Here is a 25689-nt window from a genome sequence, read left to right as displayed (position 1 = left end):
GGGCATCGGATCAGCGGCGAGGCATGAGGCGGGGGCAGGACACACCCATGGCACAGGGCACGGTCCAGGTGACGCACACCGGCACGTCGCGGTGGCGGCGCCGCACGGGTGAGTACCCCTCTCTCGCCGCCGCCCTGGAGGCCGCGGGCGACGGGGACGTCCTCACCGTCGCGCCCGGCACCTACCGGGAGAACCTCGTGATCCGGCGGGCCGTCACCCTGCGCGGCCCTGAGGGCGGGATCGGCTCGGTGCGGATCGCGCCCCCGGACGGGGTGCCCCTGACCCTCCGGGCCTCCGTCACCGTGCAGGACCTGCACATCGAGGGGCAGGACGTGGCCGCGCCCGCGCTGCTCGTCGAGGACGGCACGCCCGAGCTGCTCGACCTGCGGATCATGACCCGCTCCGCGGCCGGGATCGAGGTGCGGGGCGCCGCCCGGCCGACCGTCCGCCGCTGCACGGTCGACAACCCGGCCGGCGTCGGCATCGCCGTGCTCGACGGCGCGGGCGGGGTCTTCGAGGAGTGCGAGGTGGTCTCCGCCGGGCAGGCCGGCGTCTCGGTGCGCGGCGGGGCGCATCCGCGCCTGGAGCGCTGCCGGGTGCACCACGCCTCCGGCGCGGGGATCGCCGTGACCGGCGAGGGCAGCGCCCTGGAGGGCGTCGGCTGCGAGGTGTACGAGATCAAGGGCGCCGGTCTGCAGATCGCTGCCCGCGCCACCGCCCATATGACCGACTCCTCGGTGCACCGCACCTCGGGGGACGGCATCACGCTCGACACCGACGCGGTGCTCACGCTCTCCGACTGCGACATCCACGACGTCCCGGAGAACGCGGTCGACCTGCGCTCGCGTTCGGTCCTGACGCTGACCCGGTCGACGGTCCGACGCTTCGGGCGCAACGGCCTGTCGGTGTGGGACCCCGGGACCCGGGTGGACGCCAACCAGTGCGAGATCCACGACAGTACGGGCGACTACCCGGCGGTGTGGGTGAGCGACGGGGCGACCGCCGTCCTCGACGCCTGCCGGGTGCACGACGTGCCGGACGCGCTGTTCGTCCTCGACCGGGGCTCGCGCGTCGACGTCGTCGACAGCGATCTGTCGCAGGTGCGGAACACGGCGGTGTCGGTGAGCGACGGGGCCACGGCCCAACTCGACGACTGCCGGATCCGGGAGGCGTCCACCGGCGCCTGGTTCCGGGACCACGGCAGCGGCGGCACCCTCGGCGGCTGCACCATCGACTCCGTGCAGACCGGGGTCATCGTCACCAAGGGCGCCGACCCCACGATCGACCGGTGCGTGGTCACCTCGCCCGCCGAGGCCGGTTTCTACGTGTCGGCGGAGGGCCGGGGCTCCTTCCACGGCTGCCGGGTGACGGGCAGCGGTGGGTACGGCTTCCACGTCACCGACGGCTGCCGGACGACCCTGCGCACATGCCGTACGGAGCGGTGCGCGCGGGGCGGTTACGAGTTCCCGGAGGAGGGCGCGAGCGCGGAGGACTGCACCAGCGACGAGAGCGCGGTCCGGTCCTCCGTGCCCGACGGCGGCACGGTCCTGACGGCCACCCAGCCCGCGGGGCTCCTCGGCGCGGTGCCGGCTCCGCGCCCCACGCCGGCCGTTCCGGCCGTGACGGCTCCGGAGCCCGCCCCGGAGGCGCGTTCCTCGCAGGACGTGCTCGGCGAGCTGGACGCCCTCGTGGGTCTGGAGAGCGTCAAGCTGGAGGTGCGGACCCTCACCAACATGATCGAGGTCGGGCGCAGGCGCCAGGAGGCCGGGCTCAAGGCGGCCTCGGTCCGCCGCCATCTGGTCTTCACGGGCAACCCGGGCACGGGCAAGACCACGGTCGCCCGGCTGTACGGCGAGATCCTCGCCTCGCTCGGGGTCCTGGAGCGCGGGCACCTGGTGGAGGTCTCCCGGGTGGACCTGGTCGGCGAGCACATCGGCTCGACGGCGATCCGCACGCAGGAGGCCTTCGACCGGGCGCGCGGCGGAGTCCTCTTCGTCGACGAGGCGTACGCGCTGTCGCCGGAGGACTCGGGCCGGGACTTCGGCCGTGAGGCCATCGACACGCTGGTGAAGCTGATGGAGGACCACCGCGATGCGGTCGTGGTCATCGTCGCCGGGTACACGGCGGAGATGGAGCGCTTCCTCACCGTCAACCCGGGGGTCGCCTCTCGCTTCTCCCGGACCATCTCGTTCGGCGACTACGAGCCGGAGGAACTGCTGCGGATCGTCGGCCAGCAGGCGGACGAGCACGAGTACCGGCTCGCGCCGGGCACGGACGAGGCGCTCCTCACGTACTTCGAGAAGCTCCCCAAGGGCCCCGCGTTCGGCAACGGCCGCACGGCGCGGCAGACCTTCGAGTCGATGGTGGAGCGGCACGCGGGCCGGGTCGCCGCGCTCACCGAGCCGAGCACGGACGAACTGACCCTGCTCTACCCGGAGGACCTCCCCGAACTCCCCTGATCGGCGCCGCTGTCGGACCGCTGGTGGGGAAAGGCAGGCGGGAGCCGGTCGAGGAGCGCGGAGCGGCGGTGCGCGAACGCCGGATCGGCCTGGTAGTCCGAGTGCCCCAGGATCGGTTCCGGCAGCGGGTGTTCGCGGGTCCGGCCGTACGCGACGGGGTCGAGCAGCACCGCCGCGTCGACGGCCGGGCGGCCGTCCTCGGCGGGGACCCGGACGGGCCCGCCGATGGGGTCGGTGGCACGGTACAGGTTGCTCCAGCAGTGCACCGCACGGTTCAGCGAGCGCAGCGCCTCGGGGCCGAAGTACGCCGGGAACCAGCGCCCGTAGAGCCGCTCCAGGGGGGAGCCGTAGGTGAGCAGGGCGACCCGGCTCCGGGTGGCGGGCAGCAGCTGCCAGACGGCGGCCGCCGCGAGGACGCTGCCCTGGGAGTGGCCGGAGATGACGAGCCGGCCGCCGGTGCTCCGGGTCCAGGAGCTCATCCGCCAGGTGAGGTCGGGGACCGCGCGCTCGGCGTAGCAGGGCGGGGCGAAGGGATGGGCGGCGCGGGGCCAGAAGGTGCCGACGTCCCAGAGGATGCCGATGGTGCGGCGGGCGGAGGCGTCCCGGTAGGCGCGGCGGCCCCAGGTGACGAAGAGCAGGAAGCCGAAGCCGATCATCCAGGAGCCGAGGGCCTGGGTGACGGAGGCGAGGGAGGCGATCGCGGGGTGGGCCCCGTCGAAGGCCCGGCCGGGCACGTTGCCGCTGGCCCAGGCCCCGACGACGGACCCGGCCCCGAGGCACAGGGTCGCGCCGGAGACGACACCGACGAGGACGGGCGCGGAGTCGGTGAGGGAGGCGCGGGCCCTGCCGGCCGCGATCTGCCCCGTACGGACCGGGTCGCCGTCGCCGGCGGTGTCGTAGTCGGCCTCGACGGAGGAGCGCAGGCGCCGGGCGTCGAGGACGGTCCGTACGGCGAGCAGGGCGGCTGGGGCGAGCAGCAGCAGGAGCAGTACGGGGATGACCGAGGCCTGCCAGCTGAGGAGGACCGGCGGGCCGATCCTGGGCCCGTTGGGGTCGCCCATGCCGGGGGTGGCGGGGCCGTCGAGCCAGTCGGCGACGCGCTGCGCCACTCCCCCGGACATGACCCCGGCGAGCGCGCAGGCGAGCAGGGCGACGGCGGGGCCGCCGAGTCCGCGCAGCGCCGTACGGGGGTCTTCGCGGGGTCGCTGGAGGAGGAGGGCGACGAGGCCGAGCACGACGACGAGACCGCCCTGGGCGATGGTGAGGGCGCCGAAGACGGTGTTGCCGGGAAGGGTTCCCGAGGAGACCCAGCCGGGGCGGGACCAGCCGGCGTGCAAGGCGGTGAGGACGAGGAGGGCGAGGGAGGCGGCGGGGAGCCAGGAGACCAGGGCCCGTTCGACCCGCAGGTCGAGTCGGCGCTCGCTGCGGCCGCGACGGCAGACGACCCAGACCACGGCGAGGGCGAGGACGACGACGGCGGCCTGGAGGGCCCGGCCGAGGACGGCGGGCACGCCGGGGGCGTGGGCGTCGTGCCGGGCGGTGGCCGTGACCAGGGCGGCGGCGACGGTGAGGAAACCGGCGGCGGTGTGGGCGGACCTGAGACGGCCGACGAGCCGGCGGCCGTACCAGAAGCCGGGACGGCCGAGCGCGGGGCGGGGCTCGACGGGGCCGGCGGAGTCGGCGGCGTCCGCGGTCTCCGTGTCGGCCGGCGGCTCGGCGACGGGGACGTCGTCGTATCCGGTGGGCGGGCGCTGCGCCTCGTACGCGCTCCACGTCCGGTTGGAGAGGTACCAGAGCAGGACGACGAGCGCGGTCGGCACGAGCGCCGCGAGCGCCAGGCGGCGGCCGGGCACGGACCACCAGCCGCCGCGGTCGGCGGAGAGGAACCCCAGCCAGGAGTACGCGTCGGTGCAGGCGGTGGTGGCGGCGCACTGCCAGGCCGTCAGGTCGAGCGCGACCTCGCAGGCGGCGGCGGTGAGCTGCACGGTGAGGGTGAGGGCGACGAGCCGGACGAGGGCGCCGTAGAGCCGCACGAGGCCCGGTCTGCCCTGGCCGGGCGGCCGCATCCAGTGCGCCAGGTTGGCCACCATGAAGGGCAGGAGCAGCAGCCACAGGGCACGGGCGCCGTCCCCGGAGGTCAGGTTGGACCAGCAGTACGCCTCCGGGACGGGGCGCGCCGCGTACCGTTCGGGGTGCTCCTCGGCGTCGAGGTCCTCGCGGCGCCGGTACACGGCGGCGGTCCGGTCGCCGGTGATCCGTACGGTCCTGGGGTCGTCGAGCATGTCCTCGGGGGTGGCTCCGCCGACTCCGTGGACGAGGAGTTCGAGCGCCGCGCCCCCGCTCTCCGGGGCGGGTGTGGCAGGGGACACTGAGGGGACTTCCTCTCAGAGTGGGAAGATGCGACGTCGGCTACAGGATCGCGGAAGTCCGTGCGACCGCGCACGGTCTCTCACCGAATCCGACACTCATCCCCTTGTCTCCTGCGGAAGGACCGGCCCCGGCGGTGACTGACAACCAGAACCTCCTCGCCGAGCAGCGGCGTGCCCTGATCCTCGACGAGGTACGGCGGCGTGGCGGTGTACGGGTCAACGAACTGACCCGTCGTCTGAACGTCTCGGACATGACGATCCGCCGCGACCTGGACGCGCTGGCCAGGCAGGGCATGGTCGCCAAGGTGCACGGCGGGGCCGTTCCGGTGGCCGAGGCGAGTACGCACGAGCCGGGCTTCGCAGCCAAGTCGGTGCTGGAACCGAGCGCCAAGGACGAGATCGCCCGGTCGGCGGCGGCCCTGGTCGCCCCGGGCACGGCGATCGCCCTGTCCGGCGGGACGACGACCTACGCGCTCGCCCGGCACCTGCTCGACGTGCCCGACCTGACGGTGGTCACCAACTCGGTGCGGGTCGCCGACGTCTTCCACGAGGCGCAGCAGACCGGCGGCGGGGGCGAGTCGCGGCGCGGGGCGGCGACGGTCGTCCTGACCGGCGGGGTGCGTACGCCGTCCGACGCGCTGGTGGGTCCGGTGGCGGACCGGGCGATCCGTTCGCTCCATTTCGACCTGCTCTTCCTCGGGGTGCACGGCGTCTCGGTGGAGGCGGGCCTGTCGACGCCGAACCTCGCGGAGGCGGAGACGAACACCTGCCTGATGCGTTCGGCGCGGCGGGTGGTCGTGGTCGCCGACCACACCAAGTGGGGGACGGTGGGCCTGAGTTCCTTCGCCGCCCTGGACGAGGTCGACACCTGGGTGACGGACCGTGGCCTGCCCGACGCGGTACGGGCCGAGGTGGCGGAGCACGTACCGGGCCTCGTGGTGCCGGGCGAGGAGCGGGCGTGAGCCTCTTCCGGGTCGAGCGGACGGTGCCGTCGGCGCCGGAGGAGGTGTGGCTCCGGCTCACGGACTGGCCGGCGCACGGCCGTCAGGTGCCGCTGACCCGGACGCGTGTGCTGACGGCGGGGCCGAACGGGATGGGGACGCGGTTCACCGCCCGGACGGGCGTCGGCCGGCTGTCCTTCGACGACCCGATGGAGGTCGTGCGCTGGGAGCCCCCGTCGGCCGGCCGGCCCGGCGTCTGCCGTCTGGAGAAGTCGGGCCGGGTCGTCCGGGGCTGGGCGCTCATGGAGCTGACGCCGACCCCGGACGGCGGCTGCCGGGTGACCTGGACGGAGGAACTGACGGTGCGGGGGGTGCCGAGGCTCTTCGACCCGCTCCTGTCCCGCGCGGGCCGGGCCGTCTTCGGCCGGGCACTGGACGGCATCCTGCGCGGGCGGTGACCCCGCCCCGTGGTGGGCATCCGTTCCGCCGGGGCGACTGCCCGCACGGGGCGACTGGTCTGGGCCGTTGACGGCGCGTCAGCTGCGGTGGGCCCTCTCCCCCGCCGGGCGGGGCGCCCGGCTACGGTGGACCATGGCCGCCGACGGCGCGGCCCCTTCCGGCTCGCGCCGCGCCTCGCCGCGCCGGGCGTGGGGTTCTCCTTCCGGGACGCGGCGCGGCGCCTCGGCCGGCGGCTCACTCCGGCCAGGCCCCCGTCGCCAGGAAACGCTCGATAGCGGCGGAGTACGGGGCGATGTCCAGGCCCTGGGAGGCCAGCCAGTCGTCGGAGTAGTACTTGTCGAGGTACCGCTCGCCCGGGTCGCAGATGAGGGTGACGACGCTGCCGGTGCGGTCGTGGGCGACCATCTCGGCCACGATCTTGAAGGCGCTCCACAGGCCGGTGCCGGTGGAGCCGCCCGCCTTGCGGCCGATCGCGGTCTCCAGGGCGCGGACGGCGGCGACGCTCGCGGCGTCCGGGACCTTCATCATGCGGTCGACGGCGCCGGGCACGAAGCTGGGCTCCATACGGGGGCGGCCGATGCCCTCGATGCGCGAGCCGCAGTCGGCGGTGGCGTGCGGGTCGTGGTGCGTCCACCCGTCGAAGAAACAGGAGTTCTCGGGGTCGGCGACGCAGATCCGGGTGTCGTGCTGCATGTAGTGGACGTAGCGGGCGATGGTGGCCGAGGTGCCCCCGGTGCCGGCGGTGGCGACGATCCAGGCGGGCTCCGGGTACCGCTCCAGCTTCAGCTGCTGGTACATCGACTCGGCGATGTTGTTGTTGCCGCGCCAGTCGGTGGCCCGCTCCGCGTAGGTGAACTGGTCCATGTAGTGGCCGCCGGTGCGCTCGGCGAGGGCGGCGGCCTCCTCGTACATCCTGCGCGAATCGTCGACGAAGTGGCACTGGCCGCCGTGGAATTCGATGAGCCGGCACTTCTCGGGGCTGGTCGTGCGGGGCATGACGGCGATGAAGGGGACGCCGATGAGTTTCGCGAAGTACGCCTCGGAGACGGCCGTCGAGCCGCTGGACGCCTCGATGACGGGCTTGCCGGGGCGGACCCAGCCGTTGCAGAGCCCGTAGAGGAAGAGGGAGCGGGCGAGGCGGTGCTTGAGGCTGCCGGTGGGGTGGGTCGACTCGTCCTTGAGGTACAGGTCGATGCCCCACTTCTCGGGGAGGGGGAAGCGCAGCAGGTGGGTGTCGGCCGAGCGGTTGGCGTCGGCCTGGACCTTGCGCACGGCCTCCTTCAGCCAGGACCGGTACGCCGGGTCGCTGCGGTCGACGTCGACCGTGGCCGCGGCCGCACTCTCGTGGGTGGTGCTCATCCGTCCCTCAATTCGCGTGGCGCCTCAGTGGTCCCCCCAGCACCGACAATACCGCTCCCACCTGGGCAAACGTTCCCTTTGACGATCCATAGGACTTGCTTGTGGACGGGCTCGCGGAGGGCTACTGGTGCGGGCGGCGACGGCCCGGCACACTGGGAACGGCAACCGGGTGAAAGGGGCGGATCGGCATGGCAGAGCCCGAGTTCAGCGCCAGGCGTGTACGGATCGCGCGCTGGCCGCGCTCGCTGACGCGCGCGGGAGAGGTGCGGATCGAGGACGGCCGTCTCGCGCTCCTGACGAGTTACGGCAGCGAGATCGACAGTGCGCCGGTCTCGGCCGTACGGGCGGGGCGGCCGTGGTTCGCGAAGGCGGACGAGACCGTGGCGACCGTGAACGGCACGCGGTACCGGCTGACGCTCCACTCCGAGGGCGACCGTGGCCGTGACGGGGGCGAGACGGAGACGACGGGACGCTTCCTCGCGGCGCTGAAGCGGGCGGCGGGGCGGGCCTGAGCCGGCGCTGCTCGGGGCCGCACGCGGGATGCGCCTGAGCCGCTGCGCGCGGCGAGACGCGGGGCAGGCCCGAGTCGGTGCGCCCGGCGGGATGCGGGAGGCGTGAGCTGCGGCTGCTCGCGGCGAGTGGCGGGGCGACTGAGCTGCGGCTGCTCGCGGCGAGTTGCGGGGCGGTCACGGCTGGTCCAGGCTGGAACACACCCCTCACTGAGGGTTGACATGCGGTGACGCTGCGATCGGGGTCGCCGCCCTTCTGAACCGCATGGACGGATCCGAATCTTCGTCTTCTTCCGGACTACTTCGGGGAGTCGCAGCCGTGATCAGCGAGCCGAGCAGGTACTACGCGGTGGAGCTACAGGCTCTGCCGTCGCGGATCGGACAGGTCCGCCGCATCATCTCCGCCCACCTTCGACATTGGCAGCTGGACGCCTTGGTCGACCAGGCCGTCCTCGGCCTCACCGAACTCCTGACGAACGTGCACCGTCACGCCCAGCCGGACAAGGACTGCACGGTCGAGATCGAGCTGCTGCTCGACCAGCTCACCGTCTCCGTCCGGGATCACGACCCCCAGCTGCCCGAGGTCGCCGCGGACGCGCTCCGCGTGTTCGGGCCCTTCGACCGGGTGGACGATCTCGACGCGCTGGCCACTTCCGGCCGGGGGCTCGGCATCGTCGGGGCGGTCAGCGAGAGCTGGGGCGTCCGCCCCTGCGGCGCCGACGGCAAGGTCGTGTGGTTCGTCCTCACGGCGCCGCCGTCCGCCGCCCCCGGCGACAAGGCCGCGCACACCGTGTTCGGCACCACGGCCGAGGACCCGTTCGCGGGCGTGGGGTACAGCCGGCTCCCCGGCGTGCCGCTCAGCTCGCCGGCCGAGCCGGTACCGGCCCCGTCCGTGGCCCGCCCGGTCCTGGCGGGCCGGGCGGACTGACGAAGCCCGCGCAGCGACGGCAGGGGCGCGCCGGGCGGGTCAGGTCCGGCGCCCCTTGGGGTCCGCCGGGCGGCCGAACTGCTCCTCAAGGACGGTCAGGCGCCGCCAGTACTCGTCCTCGTCGATCTCGCCGGCGGCGAACCGGTGGCCGAGGAGGGCGATGGGCGAGCGCTCGTCGGGCCCGCTCCCGAACCGGAAGTCGCGGCCGCGGCGCCGGCCGGCGCGGCGGACGACGGTGACGGTCCCGATGACGACGGCGGCCCAGACGAGGGGGAAGAAGAGGACCCACGGGCCGGGGCCCGCGTAGGCGAGTGTGTTCATGAGAGTTCAGCTCCTCGGTGCGCTGGGGGGCTCTGCTGATGTCCCTGGTTCGAGACTCGCTCCGGGAGGGGGTCCGGGTCGTCGTACGGGCAGCGGCTTCCGACGTACGACACCGGGAGTACGAGCCGCCGAGGGGTCTCCTTCCCTTCTGTACCTACTGGTATGTACAGTGCCCTCGTGACCATGAACACCGCCGAGCGGCTGATCGAGGCGACCCGCGAGCTGCTGTGGGAGCGGGGCTACGTCGGCACGAGCCCCAAGGCCGTCCAGCAGGCGGCGGGGGCGGGCCAGGGCAGCATGTACCACCACTTCGCCGGGAAGCAGGAACTGGCGCTCGCCGCGATCCGGCGCTCGGCCGAGGAGCTGGGGGCCGCGGCCGAGGCGGTCCTGAGCGGCGGGGGTTCGGCGTACGCCCGCGTCGAGGCGTACCTGTTGCGCGAGCGCGACGTTCTGCGCGGCTGCCCGGTGGGCCGGCTGACCATGGACCCGGAGGTGATCGCGGACCCGGAGCTGCGCGCACCGGTCGAGGAGGTGCTCGGGCGCGTGCGCGGCAGGATCGCCTCGGTCGTGCGGGAGGGCGTGGACAGCGGCGAGTTGAGCGCCTCGCTCGATCCGGACGAGATCGCGGCGACGGTGCTCGCGACCGTGCAGGGCGGCTACGTGCTGGCCCGCGCGACCGGCTCGCCCGCGCCCTTCGACAGCGCCGTACGGGGGCTGCTGTCCCTGCTAGGGCAGGTCCTGACCCCCCGCGCCGCCTCCGTCCGACCCTGACACCCGGAGATACGGAGCATTCCCGTGCACGCGATGCAGTACGAGATCACCCTGCCCGCCGACTACGACATGGAGATCATCCGCGAGCGGGTGGCGACCAGGGGGCATCTGCTCGACGCCTTCGCCGGGCTCGGCCTGAAGGCGTATCTGATCCGGGAGCGGGAGGCCGGGTCGCCCGTGAACCAGTACGCGCCGTTCTACCTGTGGGTCACCCCCGAGGGCATGAACTCCTTCCTGTGGGGCCCGGGTTTCCAGGGCATCGTGAACGACTTCGGCCGGCCGGTGGTGCAGCACTGGACGGGCCTGTCGTACGAGGAGGGCCCTGCGGCCGCGTCGGCGCCGGGCGCGGCGACGCGCCTCAGGACCCCGCTCGGGGAGGCCGTCCCGCCGGGCGAGGCCGTGGCGGACGCGGTGGCCCGGCACGCGTGCGAGGCGCGGCGGGACGGGGTGGTGGCCTCCGCCCTGGCGGTGGACCCCCGCCACTGGGAGCTGCTCACCTTCACCCTGTGGGCGGGCCCGGAGGCGCCCGCCGACGAGGGCGAGCGCTTCCGGGTGGCGCACCTGTCGGCCCCGGGCCGGACGGCGCTGGGCACCGGCCGGCGGTGGTGAACTGGGGGCGGACCCTTCGTATCAGGCCACTGCGACGAGCGTGAGGTAGGCGATGCCGAGGACGCGCCGGTAGCCGTTCAGCCAGCTGGAGCGCTGACGGTCGACGCGCTCGCGCGTCTCGGCGGCGAGCGGGTGGTCAGGGTGGGCGGCGAGCCAGACCTCGGTGTCGTACCGGTATCCGGACTCGAACTCCTCCCACTCCTCCGCGCTCGCCGTCTCGATCCACGCGGGCCGGAAGCCGGCCTCGATGGCGAGGTCGACGAGGTCGCCGAGGGAGAAGTGGTCGCCTGCGCTCGCGCCGGGCCACATCCCGGCGAGTTCGGTCTCGGTGGGGGTGCGCTCCCAGAAGCCCTCGCCGAGCACGACCCGTCCGCCCGGCCTGACCAGCCGGCGCAGTTCGCACAGGGCGGCGGCGGCGTCGTGCGGCAGCTCGGGGTCGCCGAGGGCATGGCTGGATCCCAGGCAGAGAATCGCGTCGACGGGGCCCCGGCCGGTGCCGCGCGCCGACTCCTCGACGAGGGTCACGCGGTCGGCGAGCCCGCGCTGTTCGGCGAGCACCCGGCCGCGGGCCAGGTCCTCGGCGTTGATGTCGATCCCGACCCCCTTGGCCGCCGGAGCCGCCTCCAGGACGCGGAGGAGCAACTCGCCCCAGCCGCAGCCGATGTCGAGCACGTCGGCGGGGGCCGTGGCGGCGATGCGCTCGATCATGCGGGTGGCGCGGGCCTCGGAGAGGGGGCCGTGGAAGGTGAGGCTGCCGAGGCGCGGAGGGAGATCGACTGCGGATTCGGAAGTGATCATGAGGCGGAACAGTACGTCGTCCTGCCACCGCCGCACAGCGGTTTTCCGACGGCGTCCGCGCGGCCGCACGCTAGCCTGGGACGCGTGTACACCACGCGCGCGTCCCGACACATCGCCGCCCCCGCCTCGGTCGTCTACCGGTCGCTCCTCGACCCGGACGCCGTCGCCCGCTGGCGAGTTCCGTACGGGATGACCTGCCAGGTGCACGCCTTCGAGGCGCGCGAGGGGGGCGAGTTCCGGGTGTCGCTGCGGTACGAGTCGGCCGGCGGAGCGGGGAAGTCGGGGGCCCGCACGGACACCTACCACGGCACGTTCCTGGAGCTGGTCCCCTATGAACGGGTGGTCGAGAGCATCGAGTTCGAGACGCCGGACCCGTCGCTGCACGGCACGATGATCCTCACGACGACGCTGACGGCGATCGGGGACGGCACCGAGGTGCGGGTCGTCCACGACGGGGTGCCGGACGGCGTTCCGGCCGCCGACAACGAGGCCGGCACGCGCATGGCCCTGGACCGGCTGGCCGCCCTGACGGAGGGGCGTCCCGACCCCCAGGGGTGAGCCTTCCCGGCAGCGGCCGGCCGACGCTCAGCCGGTCAGCGGGGTCAGCCTCGCTCCTTCGTCGGCGCCTCGCGCACGGCGGGGACGGTCTCCCCGGCCGGCGGCCGCTCGGTGACGCGCCCGGGGAGGTGGAAGACCGTGCGGATCGGGCCCGGATCACGGCCGACGGAAGCCGCCGCCCCGTCGATGACCGGCCGTGAGGCCGGTACCGCTCGCTGAGCCGGTCCGCGGCATGGCCGGGATCCAGCCGTCGGCGACCCGGCCCGTCGCGACCAGGGACTTCCGGCCGTTCGAGCCGGTCCATACGGGCGGGGCGGCGACGGGCGTCGTCTCCGGCTCGCGCACCTGGCAGTCGCGGCCCTGGTGGGTGACCGGCGGTCCGCCGCCGGGCAGTTTCTTGATCTGGACGACGGCTTCCTCGAAGGCCTCGACCGCCTCGCCCCGGGAGAGCCGCGGCGCGCCCATGTCGGGCGATCCGGTCCCACAGCCCGCCTGCGCCCACGCCGAGCACGACGCGGCCGCCGCTGAGCGCCGACAGGGTGGTGACGGCGGTGCGCGCCGGCACCGGGGCGGACCGGGTCGGCACGGGGGGCAGACCGGGTCGGCAGCTTCTTCGGCCCACGGACCTCCGGCCCCGGATCTCAGGCCGCCTCGCGCCCCAGGGCGGCGAGGGGGTCGTCGAGCACCGGCTGCCAGGCCAGTTCGGCCGCGCCGACGAGGCTGTTGTGGTCCAGGGTGCAGGGGAGGATCGGCACACCGCCGCTGCGGCCCCAGAGGCTGCGGTCGGCGACGACCGCGCGGAGCCGCTCGGGGTCGGCGTCGAGGAGCTCGCGGTGGAGCCCGCCGAGGATGATCCGGTCCGGGTTGAGGATGTTGACCAGGCCGGCCAGACCGAGACCGAGCCGGTCGATCAGCTCGCCCACCGCGACCCGGACACCCGGGTCGCCGGGGCTCGTGCGCAGCAGGTCACGGGACTGCTGGAGCAGGGAGACCTCGGGGCCGGGATCCCGGCCCGCGGCCGTGAGGAACGCGAGCGGGTCGGTCTCGACGTCGAGGCAGCCGCGGCTGCCGCAGTGGCACGGGCGGCCCTCGGGGTTGACCGTCAGATGGCCGACCTCCAGAGCGAGGCCCGAACTCCCGGTGTGCAGGCGCCCGTCGAGGACGAGCGCGCCGCCGACGCCCCGGTGACCGGTGGCGACGCAGAGCAGGTCCCGGGCGCCGCGCCCCGCGCCGTGGCGGTGCTCGGCGAGGGCGGCGAGGTTCACGTCGTTGCCGGTGAAGGCGGGGCCCTCGATCCCGGCGGCCCGCACCCGCTCGGCGAAGATCTCCCGGACGGGCGCCCCGGCGGGCCAGGCGAGGTGGAGCGGATTGAGCGCCGTACCCTCGGGCTCGGCCACGGCGGAGGGGGCGGCGAGGCCGGCTCCGACGCACCGGCGGCCGCTCTCCCGGAGCAGCTCCGCCCCCGCCTCGACGACGGCGCCGAGGACCTGCGCGGGGTCGGCGGAGACGGTGACGCAGCCGGGTGCGGTGGCGACGATGGTGCCGCCGAGCCCGACGAGGGCGGCCCGGAAGCCGTCGGCGTGGACCTGGGCGGCGAGGACGACGGGACCCTTCTCGTCGACGGCCAGCCGGTGCGAGGGGCGCCCCTGGGAGCCCGCGGCGGCACCGGGCCTGGAGTCGACGCGGATGAGGCCGAGTGCCTCCAGCTCGGCGGCGACGGCGCCCGCGGTGGCGCGGGTGACGCCGAGTTCGGCCGTGAGGACGGCCCGGGTCGGGGCCCTTCCCGTGTGCACCAGTTCCAGCGCGGGGCCGAGCGCGTTACGCCCCCTGTCCAGCCGTGTCCGGGCCGTCGTCGCCTTGCCGTTCATGGGGGTGAGTCTCCCATGATCGGCGGGGACACCGCCCCCGCCCGGTTGCCTCCCCCGAGCGTCGGCCCCTATCCTGAGTTTGTGCCGCTACTAAACAAAGTACGGACGGCCGTACCGGGGGGCTCCGGCGGAGACACCGCCACCCGCTCCCTGTCCCGCCTCCGCTCCGCCCTGACCCTCTTCTTCGCCCTCGACGGCTTCCTCTTCGCCGGCTGGGTGGTCCGGATCCCCGCCGTCAAGCAGCAGACCGGCGCCTCGGCCGGCGACCTGGGCCTCGCCCTGCTCGGCGTCTCGGCGGGTGCCGTGATCACGATGACGCTGACGGGCCGGCTCTGCCGCCGGTACGGCTCCCACGCCGTCACCGTCGCCACCGCCGTCCTGCTCTCGCTCTCGGTCGCCCTCCCCTCGCTCACCCGGTCCCCGCTCGCGCTCGGCCTGGTGCTGCTCGTCTTCGGCGCCGCGTACGGCGGGATCAACGTGGCCATGAACAGCGCCGCCGTGGACCTCGTGACCGCGCTCCGGAGGCCGGTGATGCCGAGTTTCCACGCGGCGTTCAGCCTCGGCGGCATGCTCGGCGCGGGTCTCGGCGGGCTGCTCGCCGGAAGCCTGTCCCCCACCGTCCATCTCCTCGGCCTCACGGTCCTCGGCCTTGTCCTGACGGCCGGGGCCGGTCCCGTACTCCTGCGCCACCCCTCCCCCGTGCGCCCCGAGGCCCTCGCGGCGCCGTCCGCCCCCGGAGCCTCCGGCGCGCGGACCGCCGGGTCACGCCGTACGGTCCTCGCCTTCGGGGTGATCGCGCTCTGCACGGCGTACGGCGAAGGGGCGCTGGCCGACTGGGGCGCCCTCCACCTCGCGCAGGACCTGCACGCGCACCCGGGGGTCGCGGCCGCCGGGTACTCCGTCTTCGCGCTGGCCATGACCGCGGGCCGGCTCTCCGGCACCGCACTGCTCGAACGTCTCGGCCAGACCCGCACCCTGGTCACCGGCGGCGCGACCGCCGCCGCCGGGATGCTGCTCGGAGCGCTCGCGCCGAGCGTCTGGGCCACCCTCCTCGGCTTCGCGATCACCGGCCTGGGTCTCGCCAACATCTTCCCCGTCGCCGTGGCCCGCGCGGGCGCGGTCGCCGGCCCCGGCGGGGTGGCGACGGCGTCCACCCTCGGCTACGGAGGCATGCTGCTCGGCCCGCCCGCGATCGGCTTCCTCGCCGACTGGTTCTCCCTGCCGGTGGCCCTCACGACGGTCGCGGTGCTCGCGGCCGGCGCCGCGGCCATGGGCTACGGGGCACGCAACGCGAGAGCGGCCCGGGAGAGTTGAGCGCCCACGCCACGGCCCCGGGCGCTCCGCGGGGCATGCCAGAATCCGGCCCATGGACGCACATACGGGGAACACCCTGAAGATCACGGAGTACATCGAGGCGCTGGAGGCGGCCGGCCGCAGCCTCGCGGACGCGGCCGCCGAGGCCGGGCTCGACGCGGAGGTGCCGACCTGCCCCGGCTGGCGGATCCGCGACCTCCTCCGGCACACGGCCATGGTGCACCGCTGGGCCACGACCATGGTGGCCGAGGCGCACACCACGTACCACCCGGGCGAGGGCGAGACGACGCTCGACGGCGAGGACTTGCTCGCGTACTTCCGCGAGGGGCACGCGCGTCTCGTCGCCGCCCTGCGCGCGGCGCCGGAGTCGCTGGAGTGCTGGACCTTCCTCCCGGCGCCCTCGCCGCTGACCTTCTGGGCGCGGCGGCAGGCGCACGAGACGACCGTCCACCGCGCGGACGCCGAGTCGGCGCTCCCGGCCGGACCGGGTCCGGTGGATCCGGTGGTGGCCGTCGACGGCGTCGACGAGCTGTTCGGCGCCTTCCACGCCCGCGACCGCAGCCGGGTGCGGACGACCGGGCCGCGGACCCTGCGGGTACGGGCGACGGACACCGGCGACGTCTGGACCGTGCGCCTGACTCCGGAGGAGTCCCCCCGGACGGAGCGGGGCCTGGGGGACACGGACGCTCCGGTCGACACCGAACTGAGCGGCCCCGCCGACCGGTTGTACCTGACCCTGTGGAACCGGCTGTCGTCCGACGCCGTCACGGTGACCGGCGACGAAGAGCTGGCGCGGCTGTGGCGGGAGACCTCGGCGATCACCTGGTCCTGACCTCCGCGCGGCCGATCCCCGGCGCCACGCGCGCCATGCCGTCGCACGGCCGATGCCTCGCGCCCCGCGGTGACAAACCCCGCCTGACTCACCCTCAGAAGCACGCAGTAATCTGCCCCTCCGTAGATCAACTCCACAGGGGGACAGGCAGGATGAGCAGCAACGAAGAGCCCCGGGGGCCTTGGCCGAGCGCTCCGGCGTACCCGCCGGCCGGCCCGGCGGGCCCCGGCGGACCGCACCCGGGAGCACCGGCGACCAGGGCCTCGCACCGGGGCGCGTGGATCGGCGCGGCCGCCACCCTGGTGGCGGCCGTGATCGGCGTCGTCGGTACGTACGTGGTGGGAACCGGCAACAGCAACCAGGCGGCGGCGCCTCCGGCACAGACCTCGCCGACCACGGCCGCCGCGGCCGGCGAGGAGACCCGTGGCGAGGAGGGCGCGCCGTCGGACTCCTCGCAGTCCCCGCCGTCCTCCGCACCCGCGGACTCCCCCGCGTCGCCGACGTCCCCGACGGCGGCTCCCACGCCGGCGGACACGATCCAGTGGCAGGGCGCGCTGGCGATCACGTACACGGAGTTCAAGGACCTGGACTCCTCACCCCCCGTGGAGTCCGAGATCAACTCGGAGAACGACTTCTCCGTCTACCCGTTGGGCAGCCACATGCTCCGCCCCGAGCACGGCGCCAAGGCGCTGGTCTGGGAGGCCTCCGGCAAGGTGCCCTCGTACCAGGACTGCGCCGGCGTCGTCGAAACCCTGGCGACCACGACGGACATGAAGCTCAAGACCGGCCTGGTCGTCTGCGCCCTGACCAACGACGGTCGGGTCGCCCGACTGACCGTCAAGGAGCTGGCGGGACAGTCCTCCGACACCCGCGGCATCTTCGACGTCGTGGTGTGGAACCGCTGACCCGACCGGCGGTCCTCCGGTCCGTCCCTCCCGGCGGACGGACCCGCGCCCGGCAGGCTGTCAGCCCAGCCAGCCGGGCCTGACCAGGCCCGACTCATAGGCGAGGACGACGAGTTGGGCGCGGTCCCGGGCGCCCAACTTCACCATGGCGCGGCTCACATGGGTCTTGGCGGTGAGCGGGCTCACGACCAGACGGCGGGCGATCTCCTCGTTCGACAGGCCGATCCCCACCAGGGCCATCACCTCCCGCTCCCGCTCGGTCAGGGCGCCGAGCGCCGCCGTCGCCGCAGGCGCCTTGGAACGGGCCGCGAACTCCTCGATGAGGCGGCGGGTGACGCCCGGGGAGAGCAGCGCGTCCCCGTGCACGACGGCGCGCACGGCCCGCAGCAGCTCCTCCGGCTCGGTGTCCTTGACCAGAAAGCCGGAGGCACCCGCGCGGATCGCCTCGAAGACGTACTCGTCGAGCTCGAAGGTGGTCAGCATGACGACCCGGACACCGCCGAGGTCCGGGTCCTCGGTGATGCGCCGGGTCGCCTCCAGACCGTCGAGGCGGGGCATCCGGATGTCCATGAGCACGACATCGGGGCGCAGGGCGCGGACCCGCTCCACCGCCTCGTCGCCGTCGGCGGCCTCGCCGGCCACCTCGATGTCCGGCTGGGCGTCGAGCAGGGCGCGGAACCCCGCCCGTACCAGCGACTGGTCGTCGGCGAGCAGGACACGGATCGCGGTCGTCACGGGGTCGCCTCCGGGCGGAGCGGGAGCACGGCGTGGACGCGGAAGCCACCGTCCGGGCGGGCGCCCGCCTCGATGGTGCCACCGAGGGCGGCGGCCCGCTCCCGCATTCCGGCAAGGCCGTTGCCACTGCCGCCGGCCTCGGTGCCGGTGGCGGGGCCGTCGTCGTCGACGGTCAGCTCCAGGCGTCCGGAGCCGTGTCCGATCCGTACCCGGGCGGTACGGGACCCGGAATGGCGCACCACGTTGGTGAGCGCCTCCTGCACGATCCGGAAGGCGGCGAGGTCGGCACCGGGCGGCAGGGCGGCCGGGGTGCCGCTGGTCGCGACGACGACGGTGAGGCCCGCGGTGGCGGCCTGCTCGACGAGCTCGGGGAGCCGGTCGAGGCCCGGGGCGGGGGCGCGGGGGGCGTCGCCGGGGGTACGGAGGGTGGCGAGGACCTGCCGGACCTCGCCGAGCGCTTCCTTGCTGGCCGTCTTGATGGTGGTCAGCGCGGTCCGGGCCTGCTCCGGGTCGGAGTCCAGGAGAGCGAGGCCGACACCCGCCTGCACGTTGATCACGGAGATCGAGTGGGCGAGCACGTCGTGGAGCTCGCGGGCGATGCGGAGCCGTTCCTCGTCGGCGCGGCGGCGCTCGGCGGCGGCCCGTTCCGCCCGCTGCTGGGCGCCCTGCTCGCGCCGCACACGGGCGGCCTCGGAGGCGGCGAGCACGGCCACGGCGAACGCGGCGGCCGGCAGCTCCTGCCCCCAGGGCGCCGGCCCGTCACCGGCCGGGGGGAGCCAGCGGTAGAACGCGTGGGCCATCAGCAGATGGGCCGCCCAGAGCAGGCCGACGGCCCACCAGGCGGCGCGCCGGTGGCCGTGGACGACGGCGGCGAAGCAGGCGACGGCGACCAGGACGAAGACCGGGCCGTACGGGAAGCCGGCCGCGAGGTAGCCGAGGGTGACGGCCACGACGGCGAACACCACCGGCACGGGCCTGCGGTGACGGAACAGCAACGGGGCCGCGCCGAGCAGGAGCAGGCCCCGCCCGAGGACGTCGAGCGCCTCCCGGTCCGGCTGGTTCCGTGCGGCGAACCCGGACGCCGCCATGACGAGGACGGCGATCAGCACCGTCGAGCGCCAGGGCAGGCCCCCGTCCCGGTCCCACCGTCCCCAGGGCCCGCGCAGCCGTTCCTCGTCCATGACGGCCACGCTAGCCGCGGCCACGCCGCGCGCACGTCAGCCCGGCGGGGTGGTCGCGCGTACTCCCGGTGGAGTAGGAGGGGGCGGGTCACCACTCGGGGGCGGTCCGCGCGGGGTCAGCCGCGCGGGAGGAGTCCCACGTCCTGGCCCAGGCGGCGGACCGCCGTGGCGAAGAAGGTGTCGCGGTCCTCGACGACGCGGTGGAACTGCCCGAAGACCTCGAAGGAGACGAGGCCGAAGAGCTGCGACCAGGCGGCGACCAGCGCGACGGAGAGGGCCGGCGGGAGGTCCGGGGCGATCTCGGCGCCGAGGCGCACGGCCTCGGGGCGCAGAGCGTCCGGCAGCGGCGGGAGGGCGACGCCCTCGCCGGTGTGGGCCTGGCGGGCGATGTCGATGAGGACGAGGCCGACGCGGGAGGCGGGGACGATCGTGTCCTGGGGGGCGGAGTAGCCGGGGACCGGGGAGCCGTAGATGAGGGCGTACTCGTGGGGGTGGGCGAGGGCCCAGGCGCGGACCGCCCGGCAGACGGCGGTCCAGCGGTCGAGGGGGCGGTCGGCCCCGGCCTCGGTGGCGGCCCGTTCGGCGGCGGCGCCGACGGCGTCGTACGCGTCGACGATGAGGGCGGTGAGCAGCTCGTCGCGGCTGGGGAAGTAGCGGTAGAGCGCGGAGGACACCATGCCCAGCTCGCGGGCGACGGCGCGCAGGGACAGCTTGGCGGCGCCTTCGGCGGCGAGCTGGGCGCGGGCCTCGTCCTTGATGGCGGCGGTGATCTCGATACGGGCGCGGGCTCGGGCTCCTCGAACGGTCGTCATGGAGAGCAGTGTGCCACTTTCGGAACAGGGGAACGAAACGAGATCACCGCTCTTGATTGAGAGCGTCGATCGGTGCACACTGATCTCAATCGAGAGCAGCGCTCACAGTTTCCGGCGGTTCCCCGTTCGGTCCGTGTCAGTCCGTCCAGGTCATGTCAGTCCGTTCAGTTCATGTCAGCCCGGTTCAGCCACAGGACTTCGCAGGAGGCCCTCATGTCCGCTCAGCCCGCGTCCGGCCGGCCCGCCGGCTCCGTCCACGTCATGAAGCCCGGCTGGTTCACGGTGAACGTCTTCAACCGCGCCGTCGCCTGGATGACCCGCCGCGGCATCAGCGTCTGGGGCTCCCGCGTACTGGCCGTCCGCGGCCGCAAGAGCGGCGAATGGCGCCGCACCCCCGTCAACCTCCTGACGGTGGACGGCGCCCAGTACCTCGTCGCCCCCCGTGGCCACGTCCAGTGGACGCACAACATGCGGGCGGCCGGCGGCGGTCAACTGCACCTGGGCAGGCACGTGCAGGAGTTCACGGCGGTCGAGGTGGGGGACGACGACAAGCCCGCCCTGCTCCGCGCCTACCTCAAGCGATGGAAGGCCGAGGTCGGCGTCTTCTTCGGCGGCGTCGGCCCCGACTCCTCCGCCGAGGAGCTGCGGGCCATCGCCCCGAAGCACCCCGTCTTCCGCATCACGACGACGGGCTCCGCCACCCCGGCGGCCTGACGCGGCCGGGACGGCGGAGCCCGCGAGGAACGATCAGACCTCTTCCGAGGCGCTCTCCGGCTCGGACGCCGCGCCGTCGCGCCGGGTGACGCCCCGCCCCGCGGGGCCGACTCCGGACGTGGTGTCCATGCGCTTGTCGAGGAGTTCCAGGGCCCGGCGGGCCATGCCGTTCGACCGGACCATGCCACCGAGCGTGGCCGAGCCGCGGGTGATGTCGGCGAAGGCGTTCCACGCGGGCCGCAGACCCGTGATCGTCGCGTGCAGCAGCGCCGGCCGCCGCTCGAAGACGGCGAGCATCCGCCGCCCGACCGCCATCTCCACCCCGAGCCCCGCCTTGATGGCGAAGGCGTAGTTCAGGGCCTGGCGCCGCGCGTCGACCGCGTCGTTCGCCTCGGCGACCCGCACGGCCCACTCGCCCGCGAGCCGCCCCGAGCGGAGCGCGTACGAGATGCCCTCGCGGGTCCACGGCTCCAGGAGACCGGCCGCGTCACCGCAGACAAGGACCCGCCCGCGGGAGAGCGGCGAGTCGTCGGTGCGGCAGCGCGTCAGATGACCGGAGGAGATCGAGGGCTCGAAGCCGGCGAGGCCGAGCCGGGCGACGAAGTCCTCCATGTACCGCTTGGTGGCGGCGCCCTCGCCGCGCGCCGAGATGACGCCGACGGTCAGGGTGTCGCCCTTGGGGAACACCCAGCCGTAACTGCCGGGCATCGGGCCCCAGTCGATGAGGACGCGCCCCTTCCAGTCCTCCGCCACGGACGGCGGCACGGGAATCTCCGCCTCGAGGCCCAGGTCGACCTGGCCGAGCTTCACCCCCACATGGGCGCCTATCCGGCTGGCACTGCCGTCGGCGCCGACGACCGCGCGCGCGAGGACGGTCTCGCCGTCGGCGAGGACGACGGCGACGGTCCGGCGGTCCGGCACGGCCTGGCCGTGCTGCTCCACGCGGGTCACCGTGGCCCCGGTCCGCAGTTCGGCGCCGGCCTTCTGCGCGTGCTCGACGAGCTGCGCGTCGAACTCCGGACGGTTGATGAGCCCGAAGAGCATCCGGCGCGAGCGGCGGGTACGGGCGAAGCGGCCGTCCATGGAGAAGGTGACGGCGTGGACCCGGTCCTGGAGGGGCAGCTCGAAGCCCGGCGGGAGCGAGTCACGGGAGGGGCCGATGATGCCGCCGCCGCAGGTCTTGTACCGGGGCAGCTCGGACTTCTCCAGGAGCAGCACCCGACGGCCGGCGACCGCCGCCGCGTAGGCCGCCGAGGCTCCGGCGGGCCCGGCACCCACGACCACGACGTCCCAGACGTCCCCCGGGTCGACCTCCGGCCGGACCGCCGCCTCGTCCGGCACCACGCCCTCCGGAAGATCGGCCGGCACCGCGGCGTCCGGGAGGCCCGCCGGATCCGCGCCGCCCGGCAGGTCCGCCGGATCCGCGCCCTCCGGGAGGTCCGCCGGCACCGCGTCCGCGCTCCCGGCGGCCTCAGGAGCCGCGCCTTCGGGCTCGGTGTGCTCCGGACCGGCGTTCTCTGCGTGCTCGCTGCTCACGTGTGCTTCTGCTCCTGATCCGACCGGTGGTCTGCTCCTGACGCATCCTACGGCGCGGCCCCCAGAGACCCGGCCGTAGGATCGACGGTGCGTTCGCCGTACCACGACATACGACGGACGCCTCCTCACGTCTCAACGTCGCACCCACCAGGAGCGTGCCCATGACCCCGAATCCGATCGCCGAGACCGTCCGGTCCCTGATGCCCCGGGCCAAGGCCGAGCTGACGGAACTGGTGGCCTTCGAGTCGGTGGCGGACGAGGCCGTGGCACCCAGGAGCGAGTGCGAGGCGGCGGCGAACTGGGTCGCGGACGCCCTGCGCGCGGAGGCCTTCCAGGACGTGGCACTGCTCGACACCCCGGACGGCTCGCAGTCCGTGTACGGTGTTCTGCCCGGCCCGGCGGGCGCGCCGACCGTCCTCCTGTACGCCCACTACGACGTGCAGCCGAAGCTGGACGAGTCCGTCTGGCTCTCCCCGCCGTTCGAGCTGACCGAGCGGGACGGCCGCTGGTACGGGCGCGGCGCCGCCGACTGCAAGGGCGGCTTCATCATGCACCTGCTCGCGCTGCGCGCGCTCAAGGCGAACGGCGGCGTGCCGGTGACGGTCAAGGTGATCGTCGAGGGCTCGGAGGAGCAGGGCACCGGCGGCCTTGAGCGGTACGCGGAGGAGCACCCCGAGCTCCTCACGGCCGACGCCATCGTGATCGGCGACGCGGGCAACTTCCGCGTGGGCCTGCCGACGGTGACCGCGACCCTGCGCGGCATGACGATGATCCGGGTGCAGATCGACACCCTGGAGGGGAACCTGCACTCCGGTCAGTTCGGCGGCGCCGCGCCCGACGCGCTGGCCGCGCTGATCCGCGTACTGGACTCGCTGCGGGGCCCGGACGGCTCCACCGTCATCGACGGCCTCCCCGGTGACCAGGTGTGGGAGGGCCTCCAGTACCCGGAGGAGGACTTCCGCCGGGACGCCAAGGTGCTCGCGGGCGTGTCCCTGCCGGGCGCCGGCACGGTCGCCGACCGGATCTGGGCCCGCCCGGCGGTCACGGTCATCGGCATCGACTGCCACCCGGTGGCCGGCGCGACCCCCTCCGTCCCGAAGTCGGCCCGCGCGCAGCTCAGCCTGCGGGTGCCCCCGGGCGAGGACGCGGCCGAGGTGACGAAGCTGCTCTTCGCGCACATCGAGAACCACACGCCGTGGGGCGCCCGGGTGTCCCTGGAGCAGGTCGGTCAGGGCCAGCCGTTCCAGGCGGACACCTCCAGCCCGGCGTACACGTCGATGGCCGAGGCGATGCGGATCGCGTACCCCGGTGAGGAGATGCAGACGGCGGGCATGGGCGGCTCGATCCCGCTGTGCAACACGCTGGCCTCGCTCTACCCGGAGTCGGAGATCCTGCTGATCGGTCTGAGCGAGCCGGAGGCGCAGATCCACGCGCCGAACGAGTCCGTCTCCCCGGAGGAGCTGGAGCGGCTCTCGGTCGCCGAGGCGCACTTCCTCGTCAACTACGCCCGTTCTAAGCAGGACTGACACCGGATCGGGTTCAGCGCTCGGCGAAGCTCGCCGAGAGCGTAGAAGCGTACGGCGGACCTGCGCGGATGCGTAGGTTCGCCGTATGACATCCATCGAACTCTCCGAGATCACCCCGCGGCTGCACGTCCTCGACTACTCCATCGGCCAGGCGTACCTGTGGCAGGACGAGGAGGAAGTGACCCTGATCGACGCCGGCTGGGCCGGCACGGCGGACGCGACGGCCGCGGCGATACGGTCGGCCGGCCTGGATCCGGAACGGCTGCGCCGGATCGTGCTGACCCACTGCCACCGGGACCACGTGGGCTCGGCCCAGGAGCTCGCGGACCGGTACGGCGCCGAGATCCTCGCGCACCGGCTGGACGCGCCGGTGATCAGGGGCGAGGCCCCGGTCCCGGAGCCGGACCTCCTGGACTGGGAACGGCCGCTCTTCGAGCACGGAATCACCTCGCCGGAGGCACCGCCGACCCGGGTCGACCGGGAGGTCGAGGACGGCGAGGTCCTGGACTTCGGCGGCGGCGCCGTGGTGGTCCACGTGCCCGGCCACACCCCCGGCTCGATCGCCGTCCATCTCCCCCGTCACGGCGTGCTGTTCGCCGGGGACACGGTGGCCTCGGTGCCGGACGTGATGTTCGGCGTGTTCCACGTCGACCGTGCCCTGGCCCTGGACTCCATGCGGCGCCTGGCGAAGCTGGCTCCGTCGGTGCTGTGCTGCGGGCACGGAGCACCGGTGACCACGGACACGGCGGCCCGGCTGACGGCGGCCGCGGCGGAGGCCCAGGCATAGGCCCCGGGGTCAGCCCACCGGTACTCCCGCCTCCAGGTTGAGGACCGTTCCGCGTTCCCGGGCGCGCAGGGCCCAGCGGAGGCGCCGGTAGCGTACGGGCGGCAGCAGTTCCGCCGCCTCCTCCTCGGTGACGAACCGCCAGCCGCGGAGTTCGGCGCCGGGGAGGTGGAGACGCCCGGTGTCGGCGGCACTGAGCGTCCCGCCGTCGAAGAGGAGGCGCAGCCCGCCGTAGCCGGGAGGCTTCGGGCGTTCCCAGTCGACGAGCAGCAGACGGGGGACGGCGTCGAGTTCGAGGCCGATCTCCTCGGCCACCTCGCGCATGCCGGCCCGGGCCGGGGGTTCGCCGGGCTCGACGACTCCGCCGGGGAACTCCCAACCCGGCTTGTAGGTGGGGTCGACGAGGAGGAAGCGGTCCTGCTCGTCGAAGAGCAGGACGCCGGCGGCGAGGGTCTCGCCGGTCGGCTCGGGCGTCTGGACGATGCCGCAGGGCTCGATCCGCCCGGCCCGGACCGCGTCGGCGACGGCCTGGGCGGCCTCGGCCGCGGTGAGGGCCGAGGTGTCGAGCGTGTACGCGTCGGCGGCGAGCCAGTCGAGGGCCGCGCGGTACGGCGGGAGGTGCTGGTGGCACCAGTCCCGGACGCGCGCGTCGACCTCGGGGTCGCCGTACTCCGCCCGGCCGTCGATCCGCTGCCGCAGGATCGTTTCCCCCGGGGCGAGCAGCACATGGCGCACCTCGATGCGGCGGGCGGCGAGCCCGCCGAATATCTCGTCCCGGTACTCCTGGCGCAGCAGGGTCATCGGGACGACGAGGACGCCGCCGACCTCGGCCAGCAGGGCCGCTGCCGTGTCGACGACCAGGCGGCGCCAGATCGGCAGGTCCTGGTAGTCCTCGACCTCGGCGAGCCGCTTGGCCGGGAGCAGCCGGCGTAGTCCCCCGCCAGTGACCTCGGGGTCGTACAGGGTGCTGTTCGGGATCAGATCGACCAGCTCGCGCGCGGTGCTGGACTTCCCCGCGCCGAACGTACCGTTGATCCAGACGATCACGTTTCCCCCTCTTCGATAGCCCCCAGTGGCTTGCCCGCAACACCCTGCCACGGAAACCACGAACGCATGTCTCGGCATGTGCGTGACACTTCCGGACATTCGTCGTTGAGAACGGCAAGCACGAGGGGGTGCTGAGATGAGTCGTATGGTTCTCGAACGGTTCCCTGCCGGCGGCCCGCGGGGCAGCTGGCCGGCGGAGGAGTTCGCCGGGGCGCGGCGCGAAGAGGGTGTGCCGGCCCAGGTCGTGATGGATCTGGAATCCGACGCGTTCCTGGTGGTCGTCGAGCAGCGGACGCCGGAGCGGATACGGGAGTGAGGGGCGCCGGCGGGTGTCGGGAACCCGACCCGGCGTCA

The 25689-nt window shown here is 74.2% G+C and carries 26 protein-coding genes; 15 read left to right on the top strand and 11 right to left on the bottom strand.

From position 1 onward, the window contains the following. Positions 1 to 47: 47 nt before the first annotated feature. Positions 48 to 2459 carry a right-handed parallel beta-helix repeat-containing protein gene (locus ACZ51I_RS12095; RefSeq protein WP_468874340.1) on the top strand — a complete coding sequence of 804 codons (2412 nt, stop codon included), beginning with the start codon at positions 48 to 50 and terminating at the stop codon, positions 2457 to 2459. Here ACZ51I_RS12095 and ACZ51I_RS12090 read toward each other — a convergent pair. Further along, a complete protein-coding gene (locus ACZ51I_RS12090; protein ID WP_468874338.1) occupies positions 2429 to 4828 on the bottom strand; it encodes a hypothetical protein in 2400 nt (799 codons plus the stop codon). The two genes, ACZ51I_RS12095 and ACZ51I_RS12090, sit on opposite strands and share 31 nt — an antisense overlap. A 134-nt stretch (positions 4829 to 4962) precedes the next feature. On the opposite strand from ACZ51I_RS12090, the gene ACZ51I_RS12085 reads away from it, so the two are divergent. Together ACZ51I_RS12085 and ACZ51I_RS12080 are read left to right on the top strand one after the other, a co-directional pair. Next, complete coding sequence (locus tag ACZ51I_RS12085; RefSeq protein ID WP_468874336.1) at positions 4963 to 5790, top strand: DeoR/GlpR family DNA-binding transcription regulator; 828 nt, start codon at positions 4963 to 4965, stop codon at positions 5788 to 5790. Further along, positions 5787 to 6227, top strand: a complete 441-nt coding sequence (locus tag ACZ51I_RS12080) for an SRPBCC family protein (protein ID WP_468874334.1) — start codon at positions 5787 to 5789, stop codon at positions 6225 to 6227. Before ACZ51I_RS12085 ends, ACZ51I_RS12080 begins: the two co-directional genes overlap by 4 nt. Before the next feature lie 235 nt (positions 6228 to 6462). On the opposite strand, the gene cds1 is transcribed toward ACZ51I_RS12080, so the two are convergent. Then, a complete protein-coding gene (cds1, locus tag ACZ51I_RS12075) occupies positions 6463 to 7587 on the bottom strand; it encodes an L-cysteine desulfhydrase Cds1 (RefSeq protein WP_468874333.1) in 1125 nt (374 codons plus the stop codon). A gap of 188 nt (positions 7588 to 7775) precedes the next feature. Here cds1 and ACZ51I_RS12070 point away from each other — a divergent pair, with 188 nt between their 5' ends. Both ACZ51I_RS12070 and ACZ51I_RS12065 read left to right on the top strand, forming a co-directional pair. Further along, on the top strand, positions 7776 to 8099 hold the full coding sequence (locus tag ACZ51I_RS12070; RefSeq protein ID WP_468874330.1) for a hypothetical protein: 324 nt from the start codon (positions 7776 to 7778) through the stop codon (positions 8097 to 8099). Between the two features lie 316 nt (positions 8100 to 8415). Next, positions 8416 to 9024 carry an ATP-binding protein gene (locus ACZ51I_RS12065; protein ID WP_468874328.1) on the top strand — a complete coding sequence of 203 codons (609 nt, stop codon included), beginning with the start codon at positions 8416 to 8418 and terminating at the stop codon, positions 9022 to 9024. A 39-nt stretch (positions 9025 to 9063) separates the two neighbouring features. Here the strand turns inward: ACZ51I_RS12065 and ACZ51I_RS12060 are convergent, their stop codons facing one another. Next, positions 9064 to 9345 (bottom strand): SHOCT domain-containing protein, encoded by a 282-nt coding sequence (locus tag ACZ51I_RS12060; RefSeq protein WP_468874325.1) that lies wholly within the window; start codon positions 9343 to 9345, stop codon positions 9064 to 9066. Between the two features lie 162 nt (positions 9346 to 9507). Between ACZ51I_RS12060 and ACZ51I_RS12055 the strand changes: the two genes are divergently transcribed. After that, positions 9508 to 10116: a TetR/AcrR family transcriptional regulator gene (locus ACZ51I_RS12055; RefSeq protein WP_468874322.1), complete on the top strand. Its 609-nt coding sequence runs from the start codon at positions 9508 to 9510 to the stop codon at positions 10114 to 10116. Between the two features lie 24 nt (positions 10117 to 10140). Beyond that, positions 10141 to 10725 carry a DUF4865 family protein gene (locus ACZ51I_RS12050; protein ID WP_468874320.1) on the top strand — a complete coding sequence of 195 codons (585 nt, stop codon included), beginning with the start codon at positions 10141 to 10143 and terminating at the stop codon, positions 10723 to 10725. A gap of 21 nt (positions 10726 to 10746) precedes the next feature. Here the strand turns inward: ACZ51I_RS12050 and ACZ51I_RS12045 are convergent, their stop codons facing one another. Next, positions 10747 to 11523, bottom strand: coding sequence for an SAM-dependent methyltransferase (locus tag ACZ51I_RS12045; protein ID WP_468874317.1), 777 nt, complete (start codon positions 11521 to 11523; stop codon positions 10747 to 10749). An 84-nt stretch (positions 11524 to 11607) separates the two neighbouring features. Between ACZ51I_RS12045 and ACZ51I_RS12040 the strand changes: the two genes are divergently transcribed. Beyond that, complete coding sequence (locus ACZ51I_RS12040; RefSeq protein ID WP_468874314.1) at positions 11608 to 12081, top strand: SRPBCC family protein; 474 nt, start codon at positions 11608 to 11610, stop codon at positions 12079 to 12081. 156 nt (positions 12082 to 12237) lie between these two features. Here ACZ51I_RS12040 and ACZ51I_RS12035 read toward each other — a convergent pair whose 3' ends face one another. Next, on the bottom strand, positions 12238 to 12546 hold the full coding sequence (locus tag ACZ51I_RS12035; RefSeq protein ID WP_468874312.1) for an LLM class flavin-dependent oxidoreductase: 309 nt from the start codon (positions 12544 to 12546) through the stop codon (positions 12238 to 12240). Positions 12547 to 12722: 176 nt separating this feature from the next. Next, positions 12723 to 13949 carry an ROK family protein gene (locus ACZ51I_RS12030; protein WP_468874310.1) on the bottom strand — a complete coding sequence of 409 codons (1227 nt, stop codon included), beginning with the start codon at positions 13947 to 13949 and terminating at the stop codon, positions 12723 to 12725. 81 nt (positions 13950 to 14030) lie between these two features. Here ACZ51I_RS12030 and ACZ51I_RS12025 point away from each other — a divergent pair, with 81 nt between their 5' ends. From ACZ51I_RS12025 to ACZ51I_RS12015, 3 genes are all read left to right on the top strand, one after another. Continuing rightward, positions 14031 to 15263, top strand: coding sequence for an MFS transporter (locus ACZ51I_RS12025; protein WP_468874308.1), 1233 nt, complete (start codon positions 14031 to 14033; stop codon positions 15261 to 15263). 76 nt (positions 15264 to 15339) lie between these two features. Beyond that, complete coding sequence (locus ACZ51I_RS12020) at positions 15340 to 16095, top strand: maleylpyruvate isomerase family mycothiol-dependent enzyme (RefSeq protein ID WP_468875612.1); 756 nt, start codon at positions 15340 to 15342, stop codon at positions 16093 to 16095. Between the two features lie 152 nt (positions 16096 to 16247). Continuing rightward, complete coding sequence (locus tag ACZ51I_RS12015) at positions 16248 to 17000, top strand: hypothetical protein (RefSeq protein WP_468874306.1); 753 nt, start codon at positions 16248 to 16250, stop codon at positions 16998 to 17000. A gap of 60 nt (positions 17001 to 17060) precedes the next feature. On the opposite strand, the gene ACZ51I_RS12010 is transcribed toward ACZ51I_RS12015, so the two are convergent. The 3 genes from ACZ51I_RS12010 to ACZ51I_RS12000 all read right to left on the bottom strand — a co-directional run bounded on the left by ACZ51I_RS12010 (position 17061) and on the right by ACZ51I_RS12000 (position 19728). After that, positions 17061 to 17735, bottom strand: a complete 675-nt coding sequence (locus ACZ51I_RS12010; RefSeq protein WP_468874304.1) for a response regulator transcription factor — start codon at positions 17733 to 17735, stop codon at positions 17061 to 17063. Beyond that, the gene (locus tag ACZ51I_RS12005; RefSeq protein ID WP_468874301.1) at positions 17732 to 18916 is read right to left on the bottom strand and encodes a sensor histidine kinase; all 1185 of its coding nucleotides are present in this window, start codon (positions 18914 to 18916) and stop codon (positions 17732 to 17734) included. Before ACZ51I_RS12005 ends, ACZ51I_RS12010 begins: the two co-directional genes overlap by 4 nt. A 116-nt stretch (positions 18917 to 19032) precedes the next feature. Then, positions 19033 to 19728 carry a TetR/AcrR family transcriptional regulator gene (locus ACZ51I_RS12000; RefSeq protein ID WP_468874299.1) on the bottom strand — a complete coding sequence of 232 codons (696 nt, stop codon included), beginning with the start codon at positions 19726 to 19728 and terminating at the stop codon, positions 19033 to 19035. 213 nt (positions 19729 to 19941) lie between these two features. Between ACZ51I_RS12000 and ACZ51I_RS11995 the strand changes: the two genes are divergently transcribed. Beyond that, positions 19942 to 20442: a nitroreductase family deazaflavin-dependent oxidoreductase gene (locus ACZ51I_RS11995; RefSeq protein WP_468874297.1), complete on the top strand. Its 501-nt coding sequence runs from the start codon at positions 19942 to 19944 to the stop codon at positions 20440 to 20442. 33 nt (positions 20443 to 20475) lie between these two features. Here the strand turns inward: ACZ51I_RS11995 and ACZ51I_RS11990 are convergent, their stop codons facing one another. Next, positions 20476 to 21783, bottom strand: a complete 1308-nt coding sequence (locus tag ACZ51I_RS11990) for a geranylgeranyl reductase family protein (RefSeq protein WP_468875610.1) — start codon at positions 21781 to 21783, stop codon at positions 20476 to 20478. 356 nt (positions 21784 to 22139) lie between these two features. On the opposite strand from ACZ51I_RS11990, the gene ACZ51I_RS11985 reads away from it, so the two are divergent. Beyond that, positions 22140 to 23504, top strand: coding sequence for a M20/M25/M40 family metallo-hydrolase (locus tag ACZ51I_RS11985; RefSeq protein ID WP_468874295.1), 1365 nt, complete (start codon positions 22140 to 22142; stop codon positions 23502 to 23504). A gap of 85 nt (positions 23505 to 23589) precedes the next feature. Continuing rightward, complete coding sequence (locus ACZ51I_RS11980; RefSeq protein WP_468874294.1) at positions 23590 to 24291, top strand: MBL fold metallo-hydrolase; 702 nt, start codon at positions 23590 to 23592, stop codon at positions 24289 to 24291. Positions 24292 to 24300: 9 nt separating this feature from the next. Here the strand turns inward: ACZ51I_RS11980 and ACZ51I_RS11975 are convergent, their stop codons facing one another. Beyond that, a complete protein-coding gene (locus tag ACZ51I_RS11975) occupies positions 24301 to 25335 on the bottom strand; it encodes an NUDIX hydrolase (RefSeq protein WP_468874291.1) in 1035 nt (344 codons plus the stop codon). Positions 25336 to 25471: 136 nt separating this feature from the next. Between ACZ51I_RS11975 and ACZ51I_RS11970 the strand changes: the two genes are divergently transcribed. Further along, the gene (locus ACZ51I_RS11970; protein WP_468874288.1) at positions 25472 to 25651 is read left to right on the top strand and encodes a hypothetical protein; all 180 of its coding nucleotides are present in this window, start codon (positions 25472 to 25474) and stop codon (positions 25649 to 25651) included. Positions 25652 to 25689: the final 38 nt, after the last annotated feature.

Source organism: Streptomyces sp. NPDC034084, assembly GCF_055575535.1.
The sequence above is the reverse complement of the archived record's forward strand: the minus strand, read 5'-3'. Positions and strand labels throughout refer to the sequence as shown.

Excerpts from the sequence above, each read along its gene's own strand:
- ACZ51I_RS12095 (WP_468874340.1), top strand. The coding sequence starts at position 48 with ATGGCACAGGGCACGGTCCAGGTGACGCACACCGGCACGTCGCGGTGG.
- cds1 (WP_468874333.1), bottom strand. The coding sequence starts at position 7,587 with ATGAGCACCACCCACGAGAGTGCGGCCGCGGCCACGGTCGACGTCGAC.
- ACZ51I_RS12070 (WP_468874330.1), top strand. The coding sequence starts at position 7,776 with ATGGCAGAGCCCGAGTTCAGCGCCAGGCGTGTACGGATCGCGCGCTGG.
- ACZ51I_RS12060 (WP_468874325.1), bottom strand. The coding sequence starts at position 9,345 with ATGAACACACTCGCCTACGCGGGCCCCGGCCCGTGGGTCCTCTTCTTC.
- ACZ51I_RS12055 (WP_468874322.1), top strand. The coding sequence starts at position 9,508 with ATGTACAGTGCCCTCGTGACCATGAACACCGCCGAGCGGCTGATCGAG.
- ACZ51I_RS12045 (WP_468874317.1), bottom strand. The coding sequence starts at position 11,523 with ATGATCACTTCCGAATCCGCAGTCGATCTCCCTCCGCGCCTCGGCAGC.
- ACZ51I_RS12035 (WP_468874312.1), bottom strand. The coding sequence starts at position 12,546 with ATGGGCGCGCCGCGGCTCTCCCGGGGCGAGGCGGTCGAGGCCTTCGAG.
- ACZ51I_RS12030 (WP_468874310.1), bottom strand. The coding sequence starts at position 13,949 with ATGAACGGCAAGGCGACGACGGCCCGGACACGGCTGGACAGGGGGCGT.
- ACZ51I_RS12015 (WP_468874306.1), top strand. The coding sequence starts at position 16,248 with ATGAGCAGCAACGAAGAGCCCCGGGGGCCTTGGCCGAGCGCTCCGGCG.
- ACZ51I_RS12005 (WP_468874301.1), bottom strand. The coding sequence starts at position 18,916 with ATGGACGAGGAACGGCTGCGCGGGCCCTGGGGACGGTGGGACCGGGAC.
- ACZ51I_RS12000 (WP_468874299.1), bottom strand. The coding sequence starts at position 19,728 with ATGACGACCGTTCGAGGAGCCCGAGCCCGCGCCCGTATCGAGATCACC.
- ACZ51I_RS11995 (WP_468874297.1), top strand. The coding sequence starts at position 19,942 with ATGTCCGCTCAGCCCGCGTCCGGCCGGCCCGCCGGCTCCGTCCACGTC.
- ACZ51I_RS11985 (WP_468874295.1), top strand. The coding sequence starts at position 22,140 with ATGACCCCGAATCCGATCGCCGAGACCGTCCGGTCCCTGATGCCCCGG.
- ACZ51I_RS11980 (WP_468874294.1), top strand. The coding sequence starts at position 23,590 with ATGACATCCATCGAACTCTCCGAGATCACCCCGCGGCTGCACGTCCTC.
- ACZ51I_RS11970 (WP_468874288.1), top strand. The coding sequence starts at position 25,472 with ATGAGTCGTATGGTTCTCGAACGGTTCCCTGCCGGCGGCCCGCGGGGC.